Source organism: Colwellia sp. 5_MG-2023, assembly GCF_030547795.1.
GTDB lineage: Bacteria > Pseudomonadota > Gammaproteobacteria > Enterobacterales > Alteromonadaceae > Colwellia.
Genome location: NZ_JAUOPW010000026.1, coordinates 16673 through 41448, shown reverse-complemented (window position 1 = coordinate 41448; position 24776 = coordinate 16673). Strand labels below are relative to the sequence as shown.

The 24776-nt window shown below is 36.0% G+C and carries 18 protein-coding genes; 15 read left to right on the top strand and 3 right to left on the bottom strand.

The features are described from left to right. Positions 1-144: 144 nt before the first annotated feature. The 10 genes from Q4496_RS14885 (at position 145) to Q4496_RS14840 (ending at position 13677) form a co-directional block, all read left to right on the top strand. A complete protein-coding gene (locus Q4496_RS14885; RefSeq protein ID WP_303610752.1) occupies positions 145-1146 on the top strand; it encodes a D-cysteine desulfhydrase in 1002 nt (333 codons plus the stop codon). Between the two features lie 106 nt (positions 1147-1252). Then, positions 1253-2647, top strand: a complete 1395-nt coding sequence (locus Q4496_RS14880; RefSeq protein ID WP_303610751.1) for a Na+/H+ antiporter NhaC family protein — start codon at positions 1253-1255, stop codon at positions 2645-2647. Positions 2648-2749: 102 nt separating this feature from the next. Continuing rightward, the gene (locus tag Q4496_RS14875) at positions 2750-4327 is read left to right on the top strand and encodes a serine hydrolase (protein ID WP_303610750.1); all 1578 of its coding nucleotides are present in this window, start codon (positions 2750-2752) and stop codon (positions 4325-4327) included. Positions 4328-4387: 60 nt separating this feature from the next. Next, the gene (locus Q4496_RS14870) at positions 4388-6286 is read left to right on the top strand and encodes a glycoside hydrolase family 3 protein (protein WP_303610749.1); all 1899 of its coding nucleotides are present in this window, start codon (positions 4388-4390) and stop codon (positions 6284-6286) included. A gap of 57 nt (positions 6287-6343) precedes the next feature. Further along, positions 6344-7750 carry an SH3 domain-containing protein gene (locus Q4496_RS14865; RefSeq protein WP_215971268.1) on the top strand — a complete coding sequence of 469 codons (1407 nt, stop codon included), beginning with the start codon at positions 6344-6346 and terminating at the stop codon, positions 7748-7750. Positions 7751-7816: 66 nt separating this feature from the next. Beyond that, a complete protein-coding gene (locus tag Q4496_RS14860) occupies positions 7817-8908 on the top strand; it encodes a dipeptide epimerase (RefSeq protein ID WP_303602345.1) in 1092 nt (363 codons plus the stop codon). A 133-nt stretch (positions 8909-9041) separates the two neighbouring features. Next, positions 9042-10634: a sodium:solute symporter gene (locus Q4496_RS14855; protein WP_215971266.1), complete on the top strand. Its 1593-nt coding sequence runs from the start codon at positions 9042-9044 to the stop codon at positions 10632-10634. 2 nt (positions 10635-10636) lie between these two features. Continuing rightward, the gene (locus Q4496_RS14850) at positions 10637-11551 is read left to right on the top strand and encodes a BadF/BadG/BcrA/BcrD ATPase family protein (protein ID WP_303610748.1); all 915 of its coding nucleotides are present in this window, start codon (positions 10637-10639) and stop codon (positions 11549-11551) included. Next, positions 11541-12503: an N-acetylmuramic acid 6-phosphate etherase gene (gene murQ / locus Q4496_RS14845; protein WP_303610747.1), complete on the top strand. Its 963-nt coding sequence runs from the start codon at positions 11541-11543 to the stop codon at positions 12501-12503. Before Q4496_RS14850 ends, murQ begins: the two co-directional genes overlap by 11 nt. Next, complete coding sequence (locus Q4496_RS14840) at positions 12496-13677, top strand: DUF1343 domain-containing protein (protein WP_303610746.1); 1182 nt, start codon at positions 12496-12498, stop codon at positions 13675-13677. Before murQ ends, Q4496_RS14840 begins: the two co-directional genes overlap by 8 nt. A 56-nt stretch (positions 13678-13733) precedes the next feature. Here the strand turns inward: Q4496_RS14840 and Q4496_RS14835 are convergent, their stop codons facing one another. Beyond that, complete coding sequence (locus Q4496_RS14835; RefSeq protein ID WP_215971262.1) at positions 13734-14588, bottom strand: MurR/RpiR family transcriptional regulator; 855 nt, start codon at positions 14586-14588, stop codon at positions 13734-13736. A gap of 328 nt (positions 14589-14916) precedes the next feature. Here Q4496_RS14835 and Q4496_RS14830 point away from each other — a divergent pair, with 328 nt between their 5' ends. From Q4496_RS14830 to Q4496_RS14810, 5 genes are all read left to right on the top strand, one after another. Further along, on the top strand, positions 14917-17847 hold the full coding sequence (locus tag Q4496_RS14830; RefSeq protein WP_303602341.1) for a TonB-dependent receptor: 2931 nt from the start codon (positions 14917-14919) through the stop codon (positions 17845-17847). A gap of 149 nt (positions 17848-17996) precedes the next feature. Further along, complete coding sequence (pbp4b, locus tag Q4496_RS14825) at positions 17997-20486, top strand: penicillin binding protein PBP4B (protein WP_303602340.1); 2490 nt, start codon at positions 17997-17999, stop codon at positions 20484-20486. An 807-nt stretch (positions 20487-21293) separates the two neighbouring features. Continuing rightward, positions 21294-22451 carry a M23 family metallopeptidase gene (locus Q4496_RS14820; protein WP_215971259.1) on the top strand — a complete coding sequence of 386 codons (1158 nt, stop codon included), beginning with the start codon at positions 21294-21296 and terminating at the stop codon, positions 22449-22451. Then, positions 22441-22890, top strand: coding sequence for a polymer-forming cytoskeletal protein (locus Q4496_RS14815; protein WP_252727307.1), 450 nt, complete (start codon positions 22441-22443; stop codon positions 22888-22890). Before Q4496_RS14820 ends, Q4496_RS14815 begins: the two co-directional genes overlap by 11 nt. Positions 22891-23374: 484 nt before the next feature. Next, positions 23375-23626 (top strand): TIGR03643 family protein, encoded by a 252-nt coding sequence (locus Q4496_RS14810; protein WP_303602339.1) that lies wholly within the window; start codon positions 23375-23377, stop codon positions 23624-23626. A gap of 165 nt (positions 23627-23791) precedes the next feature. Here the strand turns inward: Q4496_RS14810 and Q4496_RS14805 are convergent, their stop codons facing one another. Both Q4496_RS14805 and Q4496_RS14800 read right to left on the bottom strand, forming a co-directional pair. Continuing rightward, positions 23792-24292 carry a glycine cleavage system protein R gene (locus Q4496_RS14805; RefSeq protein WP_303610745.1) on the bottom strand — a complete coding sequence of 167 codons (501 nt, stop codon included), beginning with the start codon at positions 24290-24292 and terminating at the stop codon, positions 23792-23794. 41 nt (positions 24293-24333) lie between these two features. Beyond that, positions 24334-24696, bottom strand: a complete 363-nt coding sequence (locus tag Q4496_RS14800) for a PilZ domain-containing protein (RefSeq protein WP_215971256.1) — start codon at positions 24694-24696, stop codon at positions 24334-24336. Between the last annotated feature and the right edge of the window lie 80 nt (positions 24697-24776).

Below are 24776 nucleotides of genomic sequence, written 5' to 3'. Positions count from 1 at the left end.
GCTTTTGCGGGGATTTTTATTTCAGTGATTACATTATCTATTCTAAAATATATAGTTGATCACAATTTAATAGTATTTTTAATGTGTCTGACCGACAATAATCCAATATTATCATTTATTTTTTAAGTTTAAGGTTTTCGAACAATGCCACAATTCAATGCAATCCCTCGTGTTCTTATTTCTCATAGTCCTACACCGCTGGAGGTGATGCCACATTTATCGAAAATATTAAACCACAATCTCTTGATAAAACGTGATGATTGTACGGGCTTGGCTGGCGGGGGTAATAAAACGCGCAAGTTAGAGTATTTGCTTGCTGCAGCTTTAGCCGGTAATGCTGATACCTTAGTCACTGTTGGCGGAATTCAATCGAACCATGCGCGCCAAACAGCTGCTGTCGCTGCAAAGTTTGGCTTAAAGTGTGAATTAGTATTAGAAGATGTATCAGGTACGCCAAAATCTGACTATTACCAAAATGGCAATGTTTTACTCAATAATTTATTGGGTGCGACTATTCATCGTATATCAGCAGAAGAGAATTGCGCTGATTATGCAAATGAGCTGATGGTAAGCTTACAAAATAGTGGTAAACAGCCTTATTTGATTCCGATGGGGGGCTCAAACGAAATAGGTAGCTTAGGTTACATTCAGTGTGCTCAAGAAGTTATTGACCAAATTAAAGATCAAGACATCGCGCTTGATCATATTGTACTTGCTACAGGCAGTGCTGGTACACAAGCAGGGCTTTTAGCAGGGTTAATCTTAGCTGATGTTGATATTCCGGTACTCGGTATATGTGTTAGTCGCCCAGCGGATGAACAAATTCAGATAGTAACGGAATTATTAGAAAAAACTTTAACCTTAATTGGTTTAGACCCTAGCCTAGCCAAAGGTCGAGTGTTTGCTAATGGAGATTATTATGGCAAAGGTTATGGTATTCCAACAGATGAAATGATTGAGGCTGTTAGACTTTGTGCACAACATGAAGGTTTAATACTAGATCCTGTTTATACGGGCAAAGCGATGTCTGGCATGATTGATTTATGCCGAAAAGGTGTTTTTAGTGCTAAAGAAAATATTCTTTTTTTACATACCGGAGGAAGCCAAGGTGTGTATGCTTACCAAGAAATTTTTGATAACAAATAATCGTTGTTATTATTAATAAAAAATTACCATTTACTGTTAAAGCTTGAATAATCTATTCTTATTTGTCAGTATGTCTTATTAGTTATATTTATATAAAGGGTTGAATATGGAATGGTACTCATTGTTACCGCCGTTAGTTGCTGTTTTAGTGGTCTTATGGAAGAAAGAAGTAATACTTGCTTTGCTATTAGCGATTATTACTTCTGAAGTATTACTCGCTAAAACAGGCTCGACAATGTTGTTTGATGGTGTTGTTGGTGCTTTTGAGCGTATTGTCTCAGTATTTGGCTCCGCAGGAAATACGCGAATTCTTCTTTTTAGTTTAATTATTGGTGCTGTGCTTGCATTTATGCGTCACTCTGGCGGCGTAACAGCAATGGTTGAATATGTTATCTCTAAAGGTTTAGGGAAAAATAGGCGACAAGCTGCGTTTATGGCAAATTTCACCGGTATGGCAATTTTTATTGAAAGTAATCTTTCGGTATTAACGGCGGGCATTGTTTCTAGAGGTTTGTTTGACCGTTATAAAATGAGTCGTGCAACACTTGCTTATATTATTGACAGTAGTGCAGCACCTATTTGTATTTTAGTCCTTCTTAATGGCTGGGGAGCCTTTGTTTTGGGCCTGTTAAGTAACTATGAATTTGAACAAAGTGCGGCAGAAATTATGTGGGGAACTATTGCGCTTAACTTCTACCCTATTATTGCACTTATGATGGTTTGGTATACGGCTTACACTGGAAATTTACACGGTCCTCTAGCTCGTTCAAAATCGATAGGGGAAGGTCAAATTGACAACAAATCAAACAACCATGCGGCACCAACACCTGAGTTTAAACCAACAAAAGCAAGATTTATGTTTGTACCTTTATTAACCATGGTGTTAGGTATGATCATGTTTATGTTTTTGACCGGTGATGGCACCTTAGCTAATGGCAGCGGTTCAAAATCAGTTTTGTATGCAACCGTTAGTGCCTGCCTAGTAGCTTATATTATGATGTTGTCTACTAAGAAATTTACTCATCACCAATTAGTGAAAATTGGTTTTGATGGTATGAGTGAGTTATTGCCATTGGTGACCATTGTTTTATTATCATTAACATTAGGCGCTAGTTTAAAAGTATTAGGTACCGGTGTTTATGTGGCACAAATTATTGGTGACACTTTACCATTATTTATGATTGCCCCTATGTTGTTTATCGCAGGTGCTGTCATTGCCTTCTCTACTGGAACATCTTGGGGAACTTTTGCCATCTTGATCCCAATTGGCGTTCCGCTTATTCAAACTATGGGCTTACCACCTTCTTTCATTATTGCGGCTATTTTAGGTGGTGGTGTTTTTGGAGATCATTGTTCACCTATTTCTGATACTACCGCGGTTTCTGCTATTGCATCCGGTTGTGAATTATTAGAGCACGTTAAAACGCAATTACCTTATGCGTTATTTGGTGGAGCATTAACTATTATTCTTTATGCACTTTATGGTATCGCCTTTTTGTAAAAACATTATTTTATGATGTTTACTATCAGCAATGCTTCATTTGAAGTATTGCTTTTTTAGACAACATTCTGTTTTATTATTTAACTCGAGACGTTTTTAACGATGAAAAATTATTTAATTATATTCATTTCTATTTGTGTATTGGTTAGCCAACCAGTATATGCCCAAAAAAAGGCCTTTAATTCTGAAGACGTTGATACCTTGGTCAATGACGTATTAACGACTTTTAATGTACCAGGTGCGGCAGTAGGAGTCATAAAGGATGGCAAAGTATTATTAAATAAAGGTTATGGACGCCAAGATGTTAATAAAGCGCTAGCAATTGATTCAAAAACGCTCTTTAAAATAGCATCAACCACTAAAGCGTTTACTGCTGCTGCGTTAGCTATATTAGTTGATCAGGAAAAAATAACTTGGGAAAGTAAAGTTGTTGATATTATTCCTAACTTTGCCTTATATGATGATTGGGTAACAAAAGAGTTTACCATAGCTGATTTGTTAACACATCGCAGCGGTTTAGCTCGTTTTGCTGGCGATTTAATGTTGTGGCCTGAGCCGGCTGGTTTTAGCCGTGATGAGATTATTAATAACTTAAAATTCCTCAAACCAGCATCAGGTTTTCGTAGTGAATATGCTTATGATAATTTGCTTTATATTGTTGCTGGAGAAGTTGTCGCTAATGTTACAGGTATGTCTTGGGAGAATTTTGTCGAAAAAAATATTTTTATGCCTCTACAGATGAGCCGCTGTTTTGCGGGTGCAGTACCAGCTAAACAAATGACGAACATTGCTCAACCACATGGCTTAATCAATAATAAACCTACCATTATTAAACGGAATCAAACCTACCATAAAGATAGTGTTATGGCTGCGGCAGGAGGGATTAAGTGTAGCGTTAATGATTTACTTACTTGGGTTGAAACACAATTAAACCAAGGTACATCACCAGCAGGCGTTAAAATATTTAGTGAACAACAAAGTAAAGCAATGTGGCAGCCACATACTATTTTATCTGTTTCTGATAATGACAAAAAATACGATAACACCAACTTTAAGTCTTATGCTTTAGGCTGGCGCTTAGCCGATATGCATGGCTATAAGCGTGTATCTCATACTGGTAGCCTATCAGGAAACTTATCTTATATTACGATGATACCTGAGCTTGATTTAGGTGTTATTGTCTTGATAAACCAAAACTCATCATATGCCAGAAGTGCGATCATGAGCAGTATTGTGCAATCATTTATGGATGTAGAACAAAGAGATTGGCTAGCAATTCAATTGGAAAGGCAGCAAGAGCGACAAAACCGAATTCAAGCAAAAAATTCAACAGTAAACCTCAAAGTGATGCCTGATAGAAAAAGCGTTAATTTACCTTTGACGTCTTATTTAGGTATTTATCAAGACCCTTGGTTTGGTCAGGTAAAAATTTCCATGAAAAATAAACAACTGTATTTTGAATCATTGAAATCCATTCGTATGCACGGGCAATTAATAGAGAATGAAAATAACGAATTTATTGTTTGGTATGACGATAGAAGCCTAGAAGCAGATGCATTTGCACAATTTATTATTGATGGAAACAATAATGTAGTAGGGCTAAAAATGGATAGATACTCGGATGATGTTGATGCAAGCTTTGATTACATTGATCTAAATTTCACACGTATTTCAAAATAAGCCATCAAGCATTACAAATATTTTAACCATAGAACAACATTAATTAGAATAAGAGGAAGTATGTTGAGTCGTATTAGTATAAAAATTATATTGAGCTTTGCTGTAATGATAGTTATAGCGCTCTCTTTATTGGGGAAACATCAAGACGGTCGTACAGAAATAGCACAAAAAATAGCGCAAAAATTAATGCTAGATATTCGCTATTATTGTCCAGAGCTAACAGAACATGTTGTTTTTACCGATGATAATCAATGTGTGACGCCGGTAACAACATTATCTAAGGACTTAGCTGAGTTAATTACCGATACATCATTAGGTTCGGTCATTTTATTTGCTGAAAACTTTACCGGTATTGAGCAAACTATTCATTTAACTCAAGATTTGCAACAAGCAGCGTTAGCATCAGCAAGCGAAGAGCCATTACTTATTTCAATTGATCAAGAAGGTGGACGAGTTGTTCGTTTACCTCGCACTATGGCTACTTCATTTACCGGCAATATGGCAATTGGTGCCACCTATGAGAACCATGGTGATTATTACGCAAGAAAAGTTGGCGAAGTTATTGGTGCTGAATTAGCTACTTTGGGCGTTAATGTTAACCATGCTCCAGATGTTGATGTAAATATTAATCCAAATAACCCCGTTATCAATGTACGATCTTTTGGTGAAACACCAGAGATTGTTGCTGAGCTAGGTATTGCGATGCTTGAAGGATTGCAGTCTAAAGGTGTTATTGGCACGTTAAAACACTTTCCTGGTCATGGTGATACCAATACCGATAGTCATACTGGTTTACCGCGAGTCGAGCACCCTTATGACGTTGTTAGATCGGTTGACTTACTCCCATTTCAACAAGCTATTGATCGTAGCAATGTTGAAATGATCATGACCGCGCATATTCAATATCCAGCGCTTGATGATAGTTTGGTGGTAAATAAATTTGGCGAATCAATGATAAAGCCCGCCACGTTATCGAAAAAAATATTAACGTCGTTATTACGAGATGAAATGGGCTTTGATGGCATAATTATTACTGATGCGTTAGATATGGCGGGTATTGCAGAGTTCTTTTCTGAAGAAGAGGCGGTACTTCACACTTTTAATGCTGGCGCTGATATTGCCATGATGCCAATGAGTATTAGACAACCTTCAGATATACCCCGTTTTAAAGCATTTATTGAACTATTAGTTGATAAAGTATTATCAGAAGAATTATCACTTGATGATATTGACAGCTCTGTTGAAAGAATTACTGCCTTAAAGCAAAAATTAGCACCTGCGGTAACTGCCACTGTTAGTACAGATGTTAGTGAATTAACGACGCAAGCTAAAGAAACGCTTGGTATAGAAAAGCATAGAGCGTTAGAACAAGCACTCGTGCAGCATTCAATTGTTGAAATAAAACCTAATCCAGTATTAGTTAAACGCATGTCAACGATTAACAATATTCATCTTGTGTTCCCTAAAAAATCACAATCAGAGGCAATGGCGTTAGCACTTAATCAATACGCGTTAAATATTGGTGGAGCGTCATGGTCAATTACTAGCTCAAGTTTAGATGAGAGTAATTCTACTGCAATGCTTGAGCAGCTAGATAATAGTGAGCTTGTTATTGTGGCAAATGATAGTCAAAAGACGGCTGTTGAATTAGGGCAAGCTGGCGATTTAGCTCTGGCGACAACACTTAAAAAATCAAGTGACAAAAGTAACGCGGATAAAGCATTAGATGTTTTAGCTTACGCAAAACAGAAGCAATTAGCGACTATTTATATTTCACTTAAAGCGCCTTATCAATTAGAGCAGTTTACTAATACCGCTGATTGGGTATTAGCTTGCTTTGATGGTAATGCGTATCAAGTTAGTGGATCAGATGAATACACAGGTGCTGTTTTTAATGGTTTAACTCAAATAATCAGTGGGCAAATAAGCGCGACTGGGCATTTACCTATAACGATATAACTTTTTATTACTCAGCTAAATCTAGCGTCACATTATTTACTGTTTTAAGGACTTTACATGAAAGTTAAAATTTTTGTTTCATTCGTATTATTTATACAAATGAATGTTTACTCTCTTACTGCATCTCCTTATGTAGAAGGGAAATCAGATGTTATTAATGTAAACGAAGCACAGTTAGATAGTGCTTATTGGGTTGATTTATACGAAAAAAATAAAGCGAGTGATAACATAGTGTTAATAGATAAAAAGGGCGTTAATCTATTTAACCAGCAAGTGATGCAGAGTAATTCACACGTTGTTGATCCATTAGCAATACCAAAGGTGTTAACGAAAGCACAATTAACTCACCATATTAATACTATTAGCTCTGTGCCAAGTAGTGATAGGTTTTATTATGATGGTCATAAGTTAACTGATAAAGAATTTAACGATTACAGAGATAATGTAAATATACCGGCGGTACTTGAGCAAAATAATGTTAGATGGGGACTCGTTGTTAAACGTACCTCTTTGCGTACTTTTCCGACAACCGACAGAGTATTTAATAATGGTATGGATACCGACCTTGATAGGTTTCAAGAAACGGCAGTATTTCCCGGTGAAGCTATTGCCGTGTTGCATGAAAGTAAAGATAAAAAATGGTACCTCGTACAGTCATACAACTACCTTGCTTGGGTATTAAAAGAAGATATTGCGCTAGGCGACAAAAAAATCGTTCATGACTTTGTACATAACACTAATTTCTTAATGATCACCGGAGATAAAGTTTTTACTACTTTTGTGCCTAATAAAGCACAAGTATCTGAGATTCAATTGGATATGGGAGTTAAATTACCTTTAATAAGTAAGCAAGACTACACTGCTCATTTATATGGTCAAAATCCATTTGCTTCTTATATTGTGCAATTACCGGTGAGAACGAGCGAAGGCAGATTAGATTTTTTACCCGCAATGATAGCCAAAAGTAAAGACACCCATATTGGTTACTTACCGTTCACAAAACAAAATATTATCAAGCAAGGTTTTAAGTTTTTAGGTGAACGCTATGGTTGGGGGCATGACTATAATGGCCGTGATTGCACCGGGTTTGTTGGCGAAATTTATAAAACATTTGGTTTGTTAATGCCGAGAAATTCAGGCCAACAAGGCAAAGCTAGTTATGGAAAAAATATTGATTTTACTACGGAATCTAGTAAACAAGAGAAATTGGCTGCTATTAGCCAGTTAGAGATTGGTGATTTAATTTATATTCCAGGTCATGTGGTTATGTACTTAGGTGATGACAATGGCGAGCCTTACATCATTCATGATGTTAAAGGACTGTCATATTACACTAAAGACAAACAATATTATAAAGGCACACTTAATGGCGTTTCAGTTACACCATTGTTGCCGTTACATTTGTCAGAAACGAAAAGTTATATTGATACAATTTATAACATCAAAAAGATCAGACTTAACTAAAACCCAGATTAAACAAACGCAAAGTAATAGAGGTACATGATTTACCTCAAGTTATAAGGTAGCAAAATGAAAATTACAAATATCCGTTTCGCCAAGTTAATTGTGCCATTGATCACGCCTTTTAAAACGTCTATGAGAACGGTAGAAAATATTGAAGACTTGGTTGTTATTGTGGAAACAGATGTTGGTCAGGTAGGTTATGGATCTGCTCCTGCAACGCCTGTAATTACTGGTGACACCCATGGCGGTATTATGGCGGCAATCAGTAGTGTATTGTCACCTAAATTACGAGGAATGGAGATTGAGAATTTAAACAATATTATTGATGTTATTCAATCTTCACTAGTAAATAACAGTAGTGCTAAAGCTGCAGTAGAACTTGCTATCTATGATCTTTGGGGGAAATTTCATAACGCACCTCTCTATAAATTATTAGGAGGAGGGAATAATAGATTAAAAACTGATATAACTATTAGTGTCGATACAATCGATAAAATGGTAAGTGATTCACTTAAAGCGATAGAGGATGACTTTGACATACTAAAAATTAAAATTGGTACTGATATCAAAGAAGATATTGAGCGAGTTAAAGCCATTCATAGTGCTATAGGTAATGACGTACAGATAAGATTAGATGTTAATCAAGGATGGAGCGCTAAACAAACGGTTTATGCAGCTAACTACTTCGAGCGTATAGGGATTCAATTAGAGCTAATTGAACAACCTGTTCGGGCTGATGATATTGCGGGTTTGAAATATATTTCAGATCGCGTTCATACCCCGATAATGGCTGATGAAAGTGCATTCTCGCCTAAACAAGTAATAGATCTAATTACCAGCCATTCAGTCGATATTATCAATATTAAATTAATGAAAACAGGTGGTATTTCTAACGCCATTAAAATTGCTGATATTGCAAAAATTTATCAAGTTGAATGTATGATCGGCTGCATGCTTGAAGGCAGTATTGGGGTTTCTGCAGCAGCACATTTAGCCGTCGCAAAATCTAACACTATCACTAAAATTGATTTGGATGGTCCGGCATTAGGTAAGTTTGATCCTGTCTCTGGCGGTGTTTCCTTCAACAAGTCGATAATTCAGTTAAATGAACTACCTGGTTTAGGAATAGATGTTGTCAATGGTTTAATTGAGCTTTAAGTTTCAAATTAATGTTCGAATCAGCTTTTTGTTATAGTAAATTATAGATTTTTGTTATATTTAATTATATATTTGTGTTAATCTTTGAATAATTTATTCCTAAGTGTTAACGAAGTGGCGTTGTGAGAAGTATATGAGCACATTATATTCAGGCTTGGATTGGTTAGTTTTTGGGTTATATGGGGCTATGTTATTAGGCTCTGGCCTTTATTTTAACCGTAAAAAATCAAATAACACCCAAGATTTTTTTCTTGGGGGGAATACTATTCCAACGTGGATGGTCGCTATTTCTATTTTAGCGACCTCGCAGTCAGCAGCGACATTTTTAGGTGGGCCTGATCAAGGGTATCAAGGTGATCTATCTTATTTAGCGACAAATATTGGTGCTATTATTGCTGCTGTTTTAGTGACGGTTATTTTAGTCCCCAAATTTTATCAAAATAAAGTATTTACTGTATATGAATTATTAGAAAAGCGTATGGGTAGCTCTGCTAAAAAGCAGGCAGGGATTATGTATTTATTCGGGCGAATTTTTGCTAGTGGTGCAAGGCTTTATATGGCCGCTTTAGCTGTCGCTATGATTCTATTTGGTAATATCGACGCTGAAAACGTGATTATAGCAACGATTATTTTAACCTTAGTTGGCCTACTTTATACCGTATTTAGTGGCATTAGAACGGTAATCTATAGTGATGTTATTCAATGTGCTGTTTATGTTAGTGCGGCAGTCTTTGTTATCTATTTTATTTATACTGCAATACCCGCTAGTTTTTCTCAAATAGTTGAGGCTTTGCAACATCCAGCACCTAATGCTCCTTCTAAATTAGCACTTTTCAAATTTGATTGGGATTTCTCATCAGCAGGTGTATTTAATTTTTGGTCAGCAATTACTGGTTTCATGCTACTAAATTTTGCTGCTTTTGGTTTAGATCAAGATATGACTCAACGCATTCTAACGTGTAAGAATGCGAAAGAAGCCAATAAAGCTATGCTACTTTCTGTTTTATTAGTTATTCCTGTGATGTTGCTATTTATTGTTATAGGATTATTACTTTTTATTTTGTATCAGCGTCCTGACATTATGCAAATGTCGGCTACGGGTGATCTTATTCAAAGTTTCCAAGGAGAAAAAATTACAATATTTATGTATTACGTGCTCAATGAAATTCCTTCAGGAGTGCGTGGACTAGTGACTATTGGTATTATTGCTGCGGCTTTATCGACATTGAACTCAGGGCTCAACTCAATGTCATCAGTTATTGTGAATGATTTATATCGACCATTTAAAGAGAAACAAACAATAGCTTTGCCTGAGTCACACTATGTAAAAGCAGGCCAAGTAGGCATGATTGTTGTTGCAGGCGCGCTTTGTTTAATGGCAATTCTTTGCTTCTATTGGCAACGATATACAGATATGCCATTACTGAAATTTGCATTAAGCGTTATGGTTTTCTCTTATAGTGGCTTATTGGGTGTTTATTTTACCGCATTGTTTACCCAAAGAGGGAATGCAAGTTCTGTGTTTTGGGCCTTGATGATTGGCTTTATTGTGACGCTATTTTTCCAACCTTACGTTATGTCTATTTTCCTTCCTCAAGCATGGTTATTTGATTTAGGTTTTACGTGGCAATTATGTATAGGTTCGTTTATTTCATTATTAGTTTGTATGCTAGGACGTAATAAAAAGGTAGTTGATAACAACTTAACGGCTAGTCTGGATTCCTAACGATGAATGATATGATAAATAAAAGTGAATTTATTTTAGGCGTCGATGGTGGTGGTACGAAAACCATTGCGAGACTCGAAAATTTACACACTGGACAGCAGTGGCTAGCAACTGGCGGTTCAGCATCACTAACTAATGATTTTGATTTAGCCTTACAACATTGTAAGGCGTTAGTCGCTGAATTATGTGCGCAAGCCAACTGTAGCAGTACTGATGTTACTGCTGTATTTGGCTTAGCTGGTGCAGGTAATAAAGAAAAAGCAACTGAATTTAAATGCTCTGTTGTCGCTGACTATAAAAATGTCAACATTTATACGGATGCAAAAACCTCTCTATATGGAGCTAATGAAGGCAATCCTGTTGTGGTTGTTTCGCTAGGTACTGGCTCAGTAGGTGCGGTGTTAACCGCTGATGGAAAAGAGATTCAAATTGGCGGTTGGGGTTTTAATGTCGGCGATGAAGGGAGTGGCGCCAAAATGGGAGTACTCGCTATTAGAGCAGTATTATCAGAGCTAGAAGATCTAGGCCATGTAGAAAGTATATTGGCGCAAGCAATTGTAAGTAAGTTTGGGGGCGACCAAAATAATGTTTTAGCTTGGTCTACTTCAGCGAAACCGTCTGATTTTGCAAGTCTGACGCCTTTAGTTTTCGAACATCATGACAAATGTTGTGTCGCTAGAAATATTTTAATGGAACATGTTGGTCATGTAGAAAATCTCATTGATAAAACACGATCAAATTATCAATTGCCAGTTATATTACTTGGTGGTTTATCAATACCAACATTGCCTTTTTTAAACTCAAGAATAAAAAGTATGTTAGTTGAAGCTAAAGGTAATGCTTTAGACGGCGCTTGTTTATTGGCTAAAAAATTAACACAGATTCAAATTACAGGGTGTGTAATACATGGAAATTAAAGTAAACCGTCAACAATCTCAATTGATTGATGATCTACAACTAATGGCGTCCGAAGGTCGTAATCCAGATACCATGGATTTAGACTTATTCGATACAAAAAGCTTGTTAGTTGCCTTAAACAAAGAAGATCAGAAAGTTGCTCACGTTGTTCATCGAGCTATTCCTGAAATAACCTTAGCAGTAGAAAAAATTGTTTCTGCGTTTCGCCGAGGTGGAAGACTTATTTATGTTGGTGCAGGTACAAGCGGTCGCTTAGGTGTACTTGATGCTGTTGAATGTCCGCCAACGTTTAGTGTTTCTGAACATCAAATCATCGCATTAATAGCGGGTGGCGAAAGTGCTATGTATAAAGCTGTAGAAGGTGCTGAAGATGATCCTATTCTTGCAATAACAGAGTTAAAGTCTTGTCATTTATGCAAAGAGGATGTCGTGGTTGGCATAGCGGCTAGTGGACGTACGCCTTATACAATTTCAGCGTTGAAATATGCTAAAGAAATTGGTGCTGTTGCTGTTGGTGTTTCTTGTAATTCAGGATCTGAGTTACTAACCGAGGCTGATATTGCTATTTGTGCCGAGGTTGGTCCTGAAGCATTAACCGGCTCTACGCGCCTAAAATCAGGCACAGCACAAAAATTGATTTTGAATATGCTCACCACGGCAAGTATGGTTAAAACCGGTAAGAGTTATGAAAATTTGATGGTTGACGTGCATGCAAGTAACGAGAAACTGAAGGCTAGAGCAGTCCGTATTGTTATGCAAGCAACGGCTTGTGATATTCATATAGCAACAGCTGCTTTAGCTAAGGCAAATAACAATGTAAAGCTTGCCATTTTATTAGTGTTAACTGATTTACCAATAGAAGAAGCTGCTGTATTACTAGAAAGTAAACATGGTTTCTTAAGAGCAGCGGTTAATGACTCTATCGAACAACCTATTAAAATAAATGTATAAAATGAAAACACTTAACTTGTTTTTATATTGCCTGTGTCTTGTTGTTATAAGTATTGTTAGTTTCACTGGGCATGCTAAATCTATCATTGTGGGGGCTGAACAGCCTGCTAAGTATTTACCTTTTTTACAGGGTAAAAAAGTGGGTTTGGTGGTTAATCAAACGTCTAGCGTGGAAGGTAAACATCTTGTTGATTTTTTAATTAGTCACGATGTTGATATTAAATATATCTTTGCTCCAGAGCATGGCTTTAGAGGTAATCATGATGCAGGTGCTGAGGTTAAAGATAATATAGACCCACTTACTCAGCTTCCTGTTATTTCTATTTATGGAAAAAACAAAAAGCCTTCACCAGATATTATCAGACAACTTGATGTTATTATTTTTGATATTCAAGATGTTGGTGTCCGTTTCTACACTTTTCTAAGCTCTATGCATTATATGATGGAAGCCGCGGCTGAAGCAGGGAAAAGCTTTATTGTTTTCGATCGACCTAACCCTAATATAAAGTTTGTGAACGGACCAATATTGGAAGCAGAGTTTTCGTCATTTGTTGGTATGCACCCAATACCTGTTTTACACGGTATGACATTAGGTGAATTAGCAAAAATGATCAGTGGGCAAGGGTGGTTAACAAGTAAAAATGAACTCGATTTACATGTGATTTCAGTCAAAAACTACACGCGACATAGCACTTATTCTTTACCAATAAAACCGAGTCCTAATTTACCTAATGATCAATCTATTCAGCTTTATCCATCGCTTACTTTTTTTGAATCAACCGTGGTAAGTATTGGGCGAGGAACAGAGTTTCCTTTTCAAGTGATTGGTCATAATGAATATTCTATTGGTGATTTTCATTTTACTCCTATTTCAATGCCAGGCAGTGCGCTTAGTCCTAAATTGATGGATAAGTTACTCACTGGGCAAGATTTAAGAGTTTCAACGATGAATGGGCTAGATCTTCAACCATTTATTCAGTGGTATCAGGTGTTCGCAACAAACGAGAAAGTGTTTTTCAAGTACCCTGATTTTATGGATAAGTTAGCAGGCACTGATGAGTTAAGAAAGAGTATTCAAGCTGGGGTTAGCCTCAAGCAAATAGAAGCAGGTTGGCAACAGGGATTATCAGATTTTAAACAGTTACGCGCTAAATATTTGCTTTATCCTAATTAGCTTGGTTTTGGCTAGGCTACTATTAGTTGGCTTTACTTCCATTAGCTCTGTATCAATTAATCATAAGCTTGTTGGAAGTCTTTAACCACACGGTTACTTTTTTCCAATAGTTTTCTGCCTTGGCTAGAGGCTTGCGTTAACGCAATAAACAAGATATCAATAATAAATTCTTGTGATGTTCTGGCGATAATCGACGATAAGCGCACAGACTCTTGTTCGGCAATAGAATAGAGTTTCACATCAGCATTATCTGAAACAGGTGTAGAGCCATACTTGGTTAAAGATATTACTGAGCTTTTATTCGCTTTTGCCTGAGCGGTAACTGCTTTAATTTCTCTTGTTTGGCCTGATTCACTAATGGCAAAGACTAAGTCATTTTTTTTAAACGTTGATACATAAGCTAATTGTGCATGACCGTCCAGCTCTGCGCAGGCCGGTAAACCTAGCTTTTGTAATTTGTATGAGAAATCTTTACCGACCAAAGCTGAGCCGCCCAAGCCACAGATTAAAATACGCTTAGCAGAAGTGATTAACTTTACTGCTTCTTCAAAAGCACTTTGTTCATTAAGTGCTTTGGTTTCAGAAAGCACAGCCATTTTACTGTTAAGTAATATATCCGCAATTTGAGTTAATGTAGAATCTAAGGTGATTTCCCCATGTAAGGTTGGGGCACTACTTGCTTCACTATTTAGAGCATCAATAACAGCCATTTTAAAAGCTGGATAGCCTTTATAACCGAGTTTTTGGGTAAATTTAACCACACTAGATTGACTTATTCCAATCACATTGGCTAGCTCTTGCGATGATAAATCTCTGATTGCATTGGATGATTTTAATACAAAGTTGGCAAGTTTTAATTCACTTACTGAAAGAGACTTTTGAATAGCTTTAATTTTAAGAAGTGCTGACATTGTTACCTACAGTAATAAATTATTTTTAAACTTATATTATTATTTAATTAATAAGTAAGAATTACTAGTAAAAAATTATATAAGACAGAAAAACACCTGAAAATAAAATTGAAAAATTATATTTAGACATATTAATAATAATATATTTGTTTATTTTTAATATATAGTAATAAAATATTTACTTTTATTACTATTGTGATAAGTTAATAACACTGAATAAAAATTCTACATTTAAAAAGGTTACGGATTTTAAAACGAAATACCTGTATTAAAATGTAAGCACAGCGCGTATTTAATTCTTATAATAATTAAGTTGGAGAAGTTAAACATGAAATTAAAAAAAATAGCTCTTATCATTGCAATGGGACTGGGTGTATCTACATTCGCACAGTCTGCTAGCATTAAAGGGAATGTAACTGCTGAAGGCTCAGGCCTTGCTATTGGTGGTATTAAGGTAACCGCTTCAAGTGAAAATATGCCAAAACCACGTAGTGTGGTAACAAACGCTGATGGTAGTTACAATTTACCAGCGTTAATTCCTGGGAATTATGAACTTACCTTTGTTTCTGCTGATGGCACAACACGTAGAATGAATGTTGAAGTATTCTTAGATCAATCAACAAGAGTAAATTTAGCACTTGAACCGGTTGATAATAAAATTGAAGTTATTACGGTTACAGGTTCTTCAATAGTGCGTGAAGGTAACTCTTCATTAACTAACTCTATTGGTGCTGATGTTGTTGAAGGCATTCCAACAGGTACTAACTATCGTGATTTAATGAAACTAATTCCAGGTGTTCAATATTCTGAGAATGAAGTATTGGGCCCATCTGCAGGTGGCTCTGGTCGTGATAATAAGTATGGTTTTGATGGTGTTGATGTATCGTTACCTATGTTTGGTACTTTAGCTTCTGAGCCGTCTACGCATGATGTACAAAGTGTTACTGTTGACCGTGGTGGAGCAAAAGCAATAGGCTTTAACCGCTCTGGTGGTTTTTCAATTGATACTATTTCAAAATCAGGTACTAATGAATTTCATGGTAGTTTAGAGTACAAAATTCAAGATAAAAACTTTGTTGCTGACAAAGATGATGCTGATGGTACTTCATTCGATACAAATAAAAGTTGGTTAACGGGTAGCGTAAGTGGTCCTATCATTAAAGATCAACTATTTTTCTATGGTTCATTTTATCAACCAGAAGAAGATCGCGTAAACAAAGAAACCGCTTACGGTGAAACAAAAGATTACAGCAGTGAACGTAAAGAATATTTTGGTAAATTAACTTATGCACCAGTAGATGATTTATTATTAAACTTTAGTTACCGTACCTCTGATAAAACCCTGACGGGTGAGTCAATAGAAGCATTTAGTGCTGATAGTACTTCTGAAGGCTCACAAGCGGATCAAGATATTTTAACGTTTGAAGGTTCATATATTATTAATGATATGACAACCTTTAATTTCCAGTACAGTGAATTTACCCTTGAAACTGCTGGTAGCCCAGATAGATTATTATCAGGCGTTACCCCGTCTTTAGGTGACTCTTTAGATTTAAATAATTTAGATAACCTTGGTTTATTTTCAGTACCAAACTTGCAAGCTGATAATGCCGATTTTGATAGTGCCGGCGCTCAGGCATTAATTAACCAATATGGTTATACTGATGAGGCAGGTGTTCTAACGGGTGGCGGCTCTATTGGCGCTGCTTCTACAATTAATGAACAAAATTTCTACCGCGATAGTTTAGAGCTATCTTTAGATCATGAATTTGAATGGGGTCCTGCATACCACACACTTCATTTCGGCTTTAAATGGGCTGAAGGTACTGAAGAAATTAGCCGTTTTTCAAATGGTTGGGGATCTCTGCAATATATTGGTGGTCAAGAAACAGCAACTGATGGTACGCCAATTTATTATCGTACTATTACCGAACAAATGAGCTTACAAGATGCTTCGGGTGCTAGCGTACCAGTAATTGAATCATCTAGTGAAAGCTTTAACTTTGAAATTAATGATTCAATAGAGTACCGTGATTTTATTTTCGAAGTTGGTGTATTAATCAGCAAAGACGTATTATATGGTCAAGGTCTTAGAAAAAATTCATCAAATGTGTCAGGGTATGAACTCGCACCTGGTGAAAAATATGAAATGTATACCGTTGACTTTAAAGATATGATTCAGCCGCGTTTAGGAGCTACTTGGAATTATGAAGAGGATGCGTCTATATTTATTAATTACGCAAAATATAATCCTGAAGCAACTTCTTTAGCGCGTGCCGCTTCGTGGGCACGAAATACGCGTGCTGCATTAGATGTTGATTTTGATGAAAATGGTGATTACATTGAATCTGAAGCACGTGCAGGCTCTTCTGGTAAGTTTTTCCAAGATGATATGACACCTCGTAGTATTGATGAATTTACCATTGGTGCAACTAAATCAATGTCTAATAACCTATATTTACGTGGCCATGTACGTCATCGTAAAGGTGATCATTTCTGGGAAGATACAGCAAACACAGATCGTCTGTTAGGTGATTACCAAAGTCCATTTGGTGGTGTGCCAGCACATATTGCTGAAAAAGGACTTTATATCGAAAACTTAGACGCAATGCGCGCCGAAGTAGGTGGTTCATCATACGTTATTGCTGAACTGGATGATGCCTTCACTAAGTATTGGGAAGTGAGTTTAGAAGCTGAATATATCGGTGATAGAACATACTTTAATGCCTCTTATGTGTGGAGTCATTATTATGGTAATTATGATCAAGATGTTACTGGTGCCGATAGCGATGCTAACTTATTTATTGGTTCATCAAACCTTGCTGATGGCGCAGGTCGTCAAGTTTGGGATGGTAAATACGGTACATTAAATGGTGATAAACCACATGTGTTTAAAGCTTATGGTTATTACACAACGGATTGGGAAGCTAATATCGGTGCATACTTTGTCTACCAATCAGGTGATGTATGGGAGAAATGGGATGGCGCTGCATACGGCTTTAGCAGCTCAACAATACGCTATGCTGAAACTGCGGGTAGCCGTCGTGAAAGTAGTCATTGGCAAATGGATTTAAACTATAGCCAAAACTTTACTATTTATGATGATTTCTTGCTTGAATTTAAAGCAGACCTATTTAACGTGTTTGATAATCAAACAGGTTATGATTACGACCCGTATGCATCAAATACCACGTTTGGTGAAGCACGTAGTCTAATAAATCCACGTCGTCTACAATTATCAGCTAAAATTAGCTTTTAATTGAAAATCGAATAGTGAATCTTTAACGTTTTTAGCTAACGTTATTATTGAAATCCCCGTCATTAGATGGGGATTTTTCTTATTACTTTTTGATTATTATTTTATGATTTTACAAAAACAGAAATCTCAGCAGTGAATAGGCAAGTATTATGAAAAAAAAACTCTTTTCTTTTAATAGTAAAAACACCAAGTGCTTTTTAGTAGGACAACTACTTGCGTGTGTCTTATTATTGACTAGCTGCTCATCATTACCAATAAAATCACTGCCATCACATAATTACAGTGAACGAATAAAGTTTTTAGTTATGCACTACACTGCCATTGATTATGAAAAATCAGTGCAGGCGTTAGTAGAAAAAGGTCACGTAAGCTCACATTACCTTATTCCACAAACAAATGATGAAACCTATACTGAAAATGAATTAAATATTTACCAATTAGTGCCTGAATCACAACGTGCCTGGCATGCTGGTAAAAGTTATTGGCAAGGCCGTACTGAATTAAACGATCAATCGATTGGAATTGAAATTGTTAATGTACCGCAATGCCGAAAGTTAGCACAAGTTGCCGATGAAACGACAACCTATATACGAGAAAATAGCGAGAGTAAACTCTGTATATTCCCCGATTTCGACCCGAAACAAGTCGAATTAATTATAAAACTCTCACAAGATATACTTAAACGTAACCCAGATATATCACCTACACAGATTGTTGGTCATTCAGATATTACCCCAACACGAAAAAATGATCCCGGTCCAAGATTTCCATGGCAACAACTTTATCAGGCGGGGATTGGTGCTTGGTATGAAACCGATACAGTAGATAAATACTGGCAAATATTCGAACAAGAAAAAGCGAATACTGGCCTTATTCAAGCGGCACTAAAAAGTTACGGTTATGGTGTGGTAGAAACGGGCGAATTAGATGCTCAAACACTAGATACTTTATCAGCATTTCAAATGCACTTTGTGCCTTGGAAAGTAACAGGTCAACCCGACTCAAAAACAGTGGCTACTATATTCGCCTTATTAGAAAAATATTTTCCTGAAAAAGCCACTGCTTTATTAAAACGATATAAGAGCGAGTTAACTGCTGCCCCTGAAGTATTACTTACACAAAAACGTGGCCAAGTTGATCAACGTTTTCCTGAAATTGATCGAAGTACCCGAGAACTGGTTAATGACCGTACTACATTTAAAAGCTATCGTGGCTCAGGTGAAATTATCATTGATAATAACGATGCGTTATCTGCAGATATCTATATTAATGGTCAAAAAATCAATATTAGAGAACGCATGGAAATAGGCGAACGATATCAATATAGCTTGAAGCGCCGTACTATCAATGGTGTTAACACGTTAAAAGTTGATAATATTTTCCCAGAAGGAGCGTCGTTAAATATTATCATTCCATTTCCAGAGCTTGAATTTAATAGTAAAAAACAAGACAAACGCTTTATCAATGTAGATAAACAAATTAATGCGGATATCGAACAAGGCTTTCCAGGTGCAGCATTAATGGTTATTAAAGATGGTAAAGTGATCAAAAGCACGGCTTATGGCTATGCACAAAAGTATGGTGATGGCGGCGAGTTATTAGCTTCACCTGTACCTATGACAACCAATACCATTTTTGACATTGCCTCAAATACTAAAATGTTTGCAACTAACTTTGCTTTAATGAAGTTAGTGAGTGAAGGTCGTTTAGATACCAATAAACCACTGTCATATTATTTACCCGATTATAGTGGCTCAGGTAGGGAAACGCGACGTGTTAAAGATTTACTCACTCATAGTGCAGGCTATGGCCCTCAAGTACGTTTTTTTGATAAAAACAATAAACTTGGCAGAGCTTTTTATTCTCAAAATAGTGATAAAACTAAACAGCTTATTTTAACTAAAGTACCATTTTCAATGGGTAGGAATACTAAGCATATTTATAGTGATACTGACTTCATGTTACTGGGAATGTTAATTGAACGTATCACAGGGAAAAGTCTAGACCAATATTGTGAATTTGATATTTATCAGCCACTTGATTTACATAACACGTTATTTAATCCTTTAACTAAAGGTAAAAGTAAAAAACAAATAGCGGCAACTGAAATTCATGGTACAACACGCGGTGGTCGCGTAGATTTTGACAATGTTCGTCGTTATGTTTTACAAGGTGAAGTGCATGATGAAAAAGCTTTTCATTCTTTTTCTGGTGTAGCAGGGCACGCAGGCGTTTTTTCAACAACGTCAGATATAGCGGTATTAATGCAAACACTTTTAAATAGAGGCGGCTATGGAAGTACGCAGGTTTTTGATCAGAGCGTATTAGACCAATTTATCAAACCCGCAGACACCGATGGTAGTTACGGTTTAGGTTGGCGTCGAAATAACAATGGCGCATTAAAATGGCACTTTGGACCTTATGCTAGTCCATCAGCTTACGGACATACTGGTTGGACAGGCACAGTGACAGTTATTGACCCTGAACATGATTTGGCTATTGTATTGCTTACTAACGCTAGACACAGTTTAGTAGAAGGTGATGAAACGCATTACACCTTTAAAGGTAAAGCATTTGAAACTGGAAAATACGGTAGTATTATTTCATTAGTTTATGAAGCTGTTTTAACAGGGAAATAGCTATCTGGTTAGTTAGTAAATAGCTAGTTACTAAATAGTTTATTTAAAATAACAGTATAAGAAATACTAGGAAAGAAAAATTAGGTAATAAAAAGCCTTTTGTAATGGCTGTAGATTTTATGGAAAATTACTAAAGGCTAATCCGTCAAACTTTACTGGGATTAATATAAGACAAGGTTTTTAGTTAGTAGGTAACATAACAAAAAACTGAATAAGGATATAAAATTGGTTGTAGATCATATAACTGACATTGTAATCAGGTGCAATTTAGCGCTTGTTTCTTCTTGTGCTAGCGCACCTTAAAAAAACTATGCTTGTGAGTTTATTCAAGGGCTGAAATAGCATAGAAATAAAATGTGGTAGAGATAAGCATGGTGTATGTCGCATTCAGATAAAAGTATTTTATTATTAGATCTATCGATAGCTTTTATATTTGCTAAAGGAGAAACTATTGAAAGTGACTTCACGCCAAAAGAAAAGTGTCTATAAAAGTTGACCAAGCAATACAAATAAAACTGACCTTGTTCATGCTTCATATTTCAGCGAAAGGCGATTCGACTACTTAGACAGTCGTTTTAATACTTTATTGATGTTATTGAAAAGCTATTTATTTGAAACTATTAATAAGTTAATTCAATAACTAACAATACTAACTGATTTTATGCTATTAATGACACTGTTATATTTTGATTTTTAACCGTATATATATATATGAAATAAAAATAGGATATTATTTCTTTTTTTACAGGGATTTGATGTTATATTATCAAGGAACTCATGTTTTAGCTTTTATATTAAATCGAACTCATGCTCAAAAAAATACAACAAATTTATAAGAACCTTTTTCCGCGTCGACAATTATTAATTCGTCAAGACGGTGAAATTAAATATATTAGCGCTTCTGCCCGTCTGCAGTTTAGCTTTGTAGTTGTTTTATGCGTTTGTATTGTTTGGTTAGCCTTTTCTAGTTTGGAATATTTTACGCTTAATGACAAAATATCATTAACTAAAAATGAGCTAGGTGAATCTCGAAACTCTCTGAATCAGTTATCATTAACTTATCAAGAAAAGCAAAACGCTCTGGTATTAAAACTAGAACAAGTAGAAAAGCAGCAAAAGTTTTTACAAAATATTCTTGATTCAATGTCATTAGTACTACCAGAAAAACAAACCAGCCAAACAAGTCCTGATATTAAATCGTCTGAGATCTTAAATACAGAATTGAAGGATGGAAGTGAAAAACCTACAGCTAAAGCGAACCAACAAACGGATGTTGTACTGGATAGTATAGAGAACGTAAAAGTTAGGCTGGAAAATATTATAAATTATCAGGTAAGTAGTCGGGCTCAGCTTGCTCAGCAAATTAGTCAACGACAACAAGTGTTGACAAACGCTGTTTTGTCAACAGGGATCTCTCCTGATATGTTACTGCAAAATATGACGAGACAAGCGCAGGGTGGACCTTTAGGTGATCTAGCTCTCGACTCTATGTCTGCCGATAATCAAAGTTTACTAAATAAACTTGTCTCTCTGCTTAATATTGAAGAGGCACTTAGTAACGTTCCTAGAGCATTTCCAGCAAAAAAATATTATATATCGAGCCATTTTGGTATTCGAAGTGATCCAATGATGACTCGTCCTGCAATGCATAAAGGCATTGATATGGCTGGCTGGCCAAAAACTAAAATATACTCTCCTGCTAACGGTATTGTTCGTCGAGCAGGTCGTAATGGTAGTTATGGTATTTTTATTGAAATTGACCATAAAAATGGCTTTACGACACGCTATGGTCATTTACACAGCATCAAAGTAAAAAAAGGACAGCAAGTTGATAAAGATGATATTATCGGGTTAATGGGGAGCACCGGACGTAGCACAGGTACTCATTTACATTATGAAGTTATCTTCGATAAAAAGCAGATTAATCCAGTAAAATTGATAAGGGCTCTGACAGATGTTCTCTAAAATTATATCGCCTAAAGTAACCAAAGATACTAAAGATACGAAAGTAACCAAAGATACTAAAGTGGAAACAAATATGAAAAAAACTTCAAATAATGCTATTCCTTCAATCATAGGCTCAGATGTAACTATCGTTGGCAATGTTTCAAGCCAAGGCGTAATGCAATTAGAAGGGAAAATAGAAGGCGATATCAATATCAATCATTTGACCGTCGGCAATGATGGTTGGGTTGAAGGCTCTATTGTGGCAGATGAAGCGATTATTAAAGGTAAAGTCGTTGGTACGATCAAGGCCAGAAAGGTTGTCCTTGAAAAAAGTGCTAAGGTGCATGGCGACATCCAACATGAAATTATCAGTATTGAAGAGGGTGCAGTAATTGAAGGTAGCTTCAACTCAACAAAGAAAAGTGTTGCTGAAGTTTCTAAATTAAACGTAAATTAGCTGAACAGCTACTCTAAATATACTCAATATACCTATTGTAATAGCTTGATATAACAATATGACAATGCTCAAATAGGTAATAAGATAATTAGACTCCTTTAATGATGAGTTTTAGCTAAGTTTAATTACTCAATTTTTATCAGGAGTCTGTTATTTTCAGCACCCCTATGTTTGTCTTTATACAAATATAAAACTACGCTCAACTAGTGAGAAGACACATTCTGGCTAAGCTCTTCCACAAGTATCATCTTATTTTAAGCTTGTAGCACTACTAATTAGTGAGGCAAAAGTTGTAATTAAAATAAAAGGATTTTTCTCATCATTACGGCTAAAAAAATTTATTCATTAAATTGATAGCTTATATTACCACTGTATTTCCCCTCGACTGGTAACTTAACTTGAACTCGGTTTAAGATGACTCCCTTTTGATCTAAAAGTGTAGAATGTACGTATGTTTACTCTGTTGACAAATAAAGGGTACTCAATGAAATTATCTCAAGAAAGTGAATCAAGAATTATTGAAATGGCGTGGGAAGATAGAACGCCGTTTGAGGCGATAGAGCTACAATTTGGTTTGAATGAGTCTGACGTTATTCGCTTTATGCGTAGTCATTTAAAGTTGGGCAGTTTTAAACTTTGGCGTTCTCGTGTTTCTGGGCGTGCAACAAAGCATATAAAACTTCGCAGTGCCGATGTCTCTCGGGGGTATTGTCCTACTCAGTACAAGCATCGCTAAAAGAGTACGTATTAAACAGGTATTAAGTTGCTATTTATTAGAGGGCTTAAAAGTAATAGTATTCTATTATCAAGCCCTTTCCTGTGAATTTATCACGCTATTTTAACCATTTTTATTTAATGTTTTTTTTATTAACTGCGTTAATTTAGCTTTAAATTAACGCAGTTAAGCTCTGGCAATATCAACCATTAAGTCATCATCAATATTTTCTAAAGCATCCACTAGTGTATCTACATCATCTGCTTTTATTGCAATGTGAGCTTTAGCATTAAACATTAGTTGCCCCGTATGAGCAGCACTTGCTTGCGAGCTTACTAGTTTAACTAAGTTACCGCCTTGAAGGTGAATTACAGACGATATTTCTTGTACAATACCTGCTCTGTCATTTGCGGTTAACTCGAGTGTTAGGTTAGCGTTTATTTTTTCTGAAACTGAGTGAGCTATTTCAATTTTACAATGTAAACTTTCAATATTGTTAATTGCTGTCACTAAGGCTTGAGTTTTATCTACACTCACTGCAACTTCTATTACACCGGCAAAAAAACCAGATAAATGATGTAAGCTACTTACTTGCCAGTTACCTTGATGCTCTTTAATAACATTAGACAAGGTGTCTACAATACCCGTTTGGTCTGCACCAATACATGAAATTACAATATGGTTCATAGGAATCCTTAAATACGGAGTTTGTGAATAATGATAATGTACTATACTACTCGGGAAAGTTGATTTAATTCTTTATCAAGTTGTTGACTGTCACCTAGATTTAACTCAATCAAGCGACGTAACAGGGTAATACTGTCTATATCGATAGCATCACAGTGTAACCCTATTTCGCTTTCTTGCTCGTGAACTACGATAATATCCATAGTAACTTTAGATTCACCGTCAGATAAGAAAAACGTTAGCGTGCCTAACTTTTCTTTGAGTGATTGTTTAGGCTCTACTAAAGTTACTAATGCACCTTTAAGAGATATATCGTGTATAGAGACCGGATAGCTATTATTTTCAATGTTTAGCTCTGCTTTAATTGAAAATAATACTCGGGTGAATTGTCGTCTATTGTCCATGTAAACTTATTATCGTTATGAATTATAGTTTCAGCATAGCTGTCTTTTAAACAAAAGGCACTTAAAGATACATGTTTAAC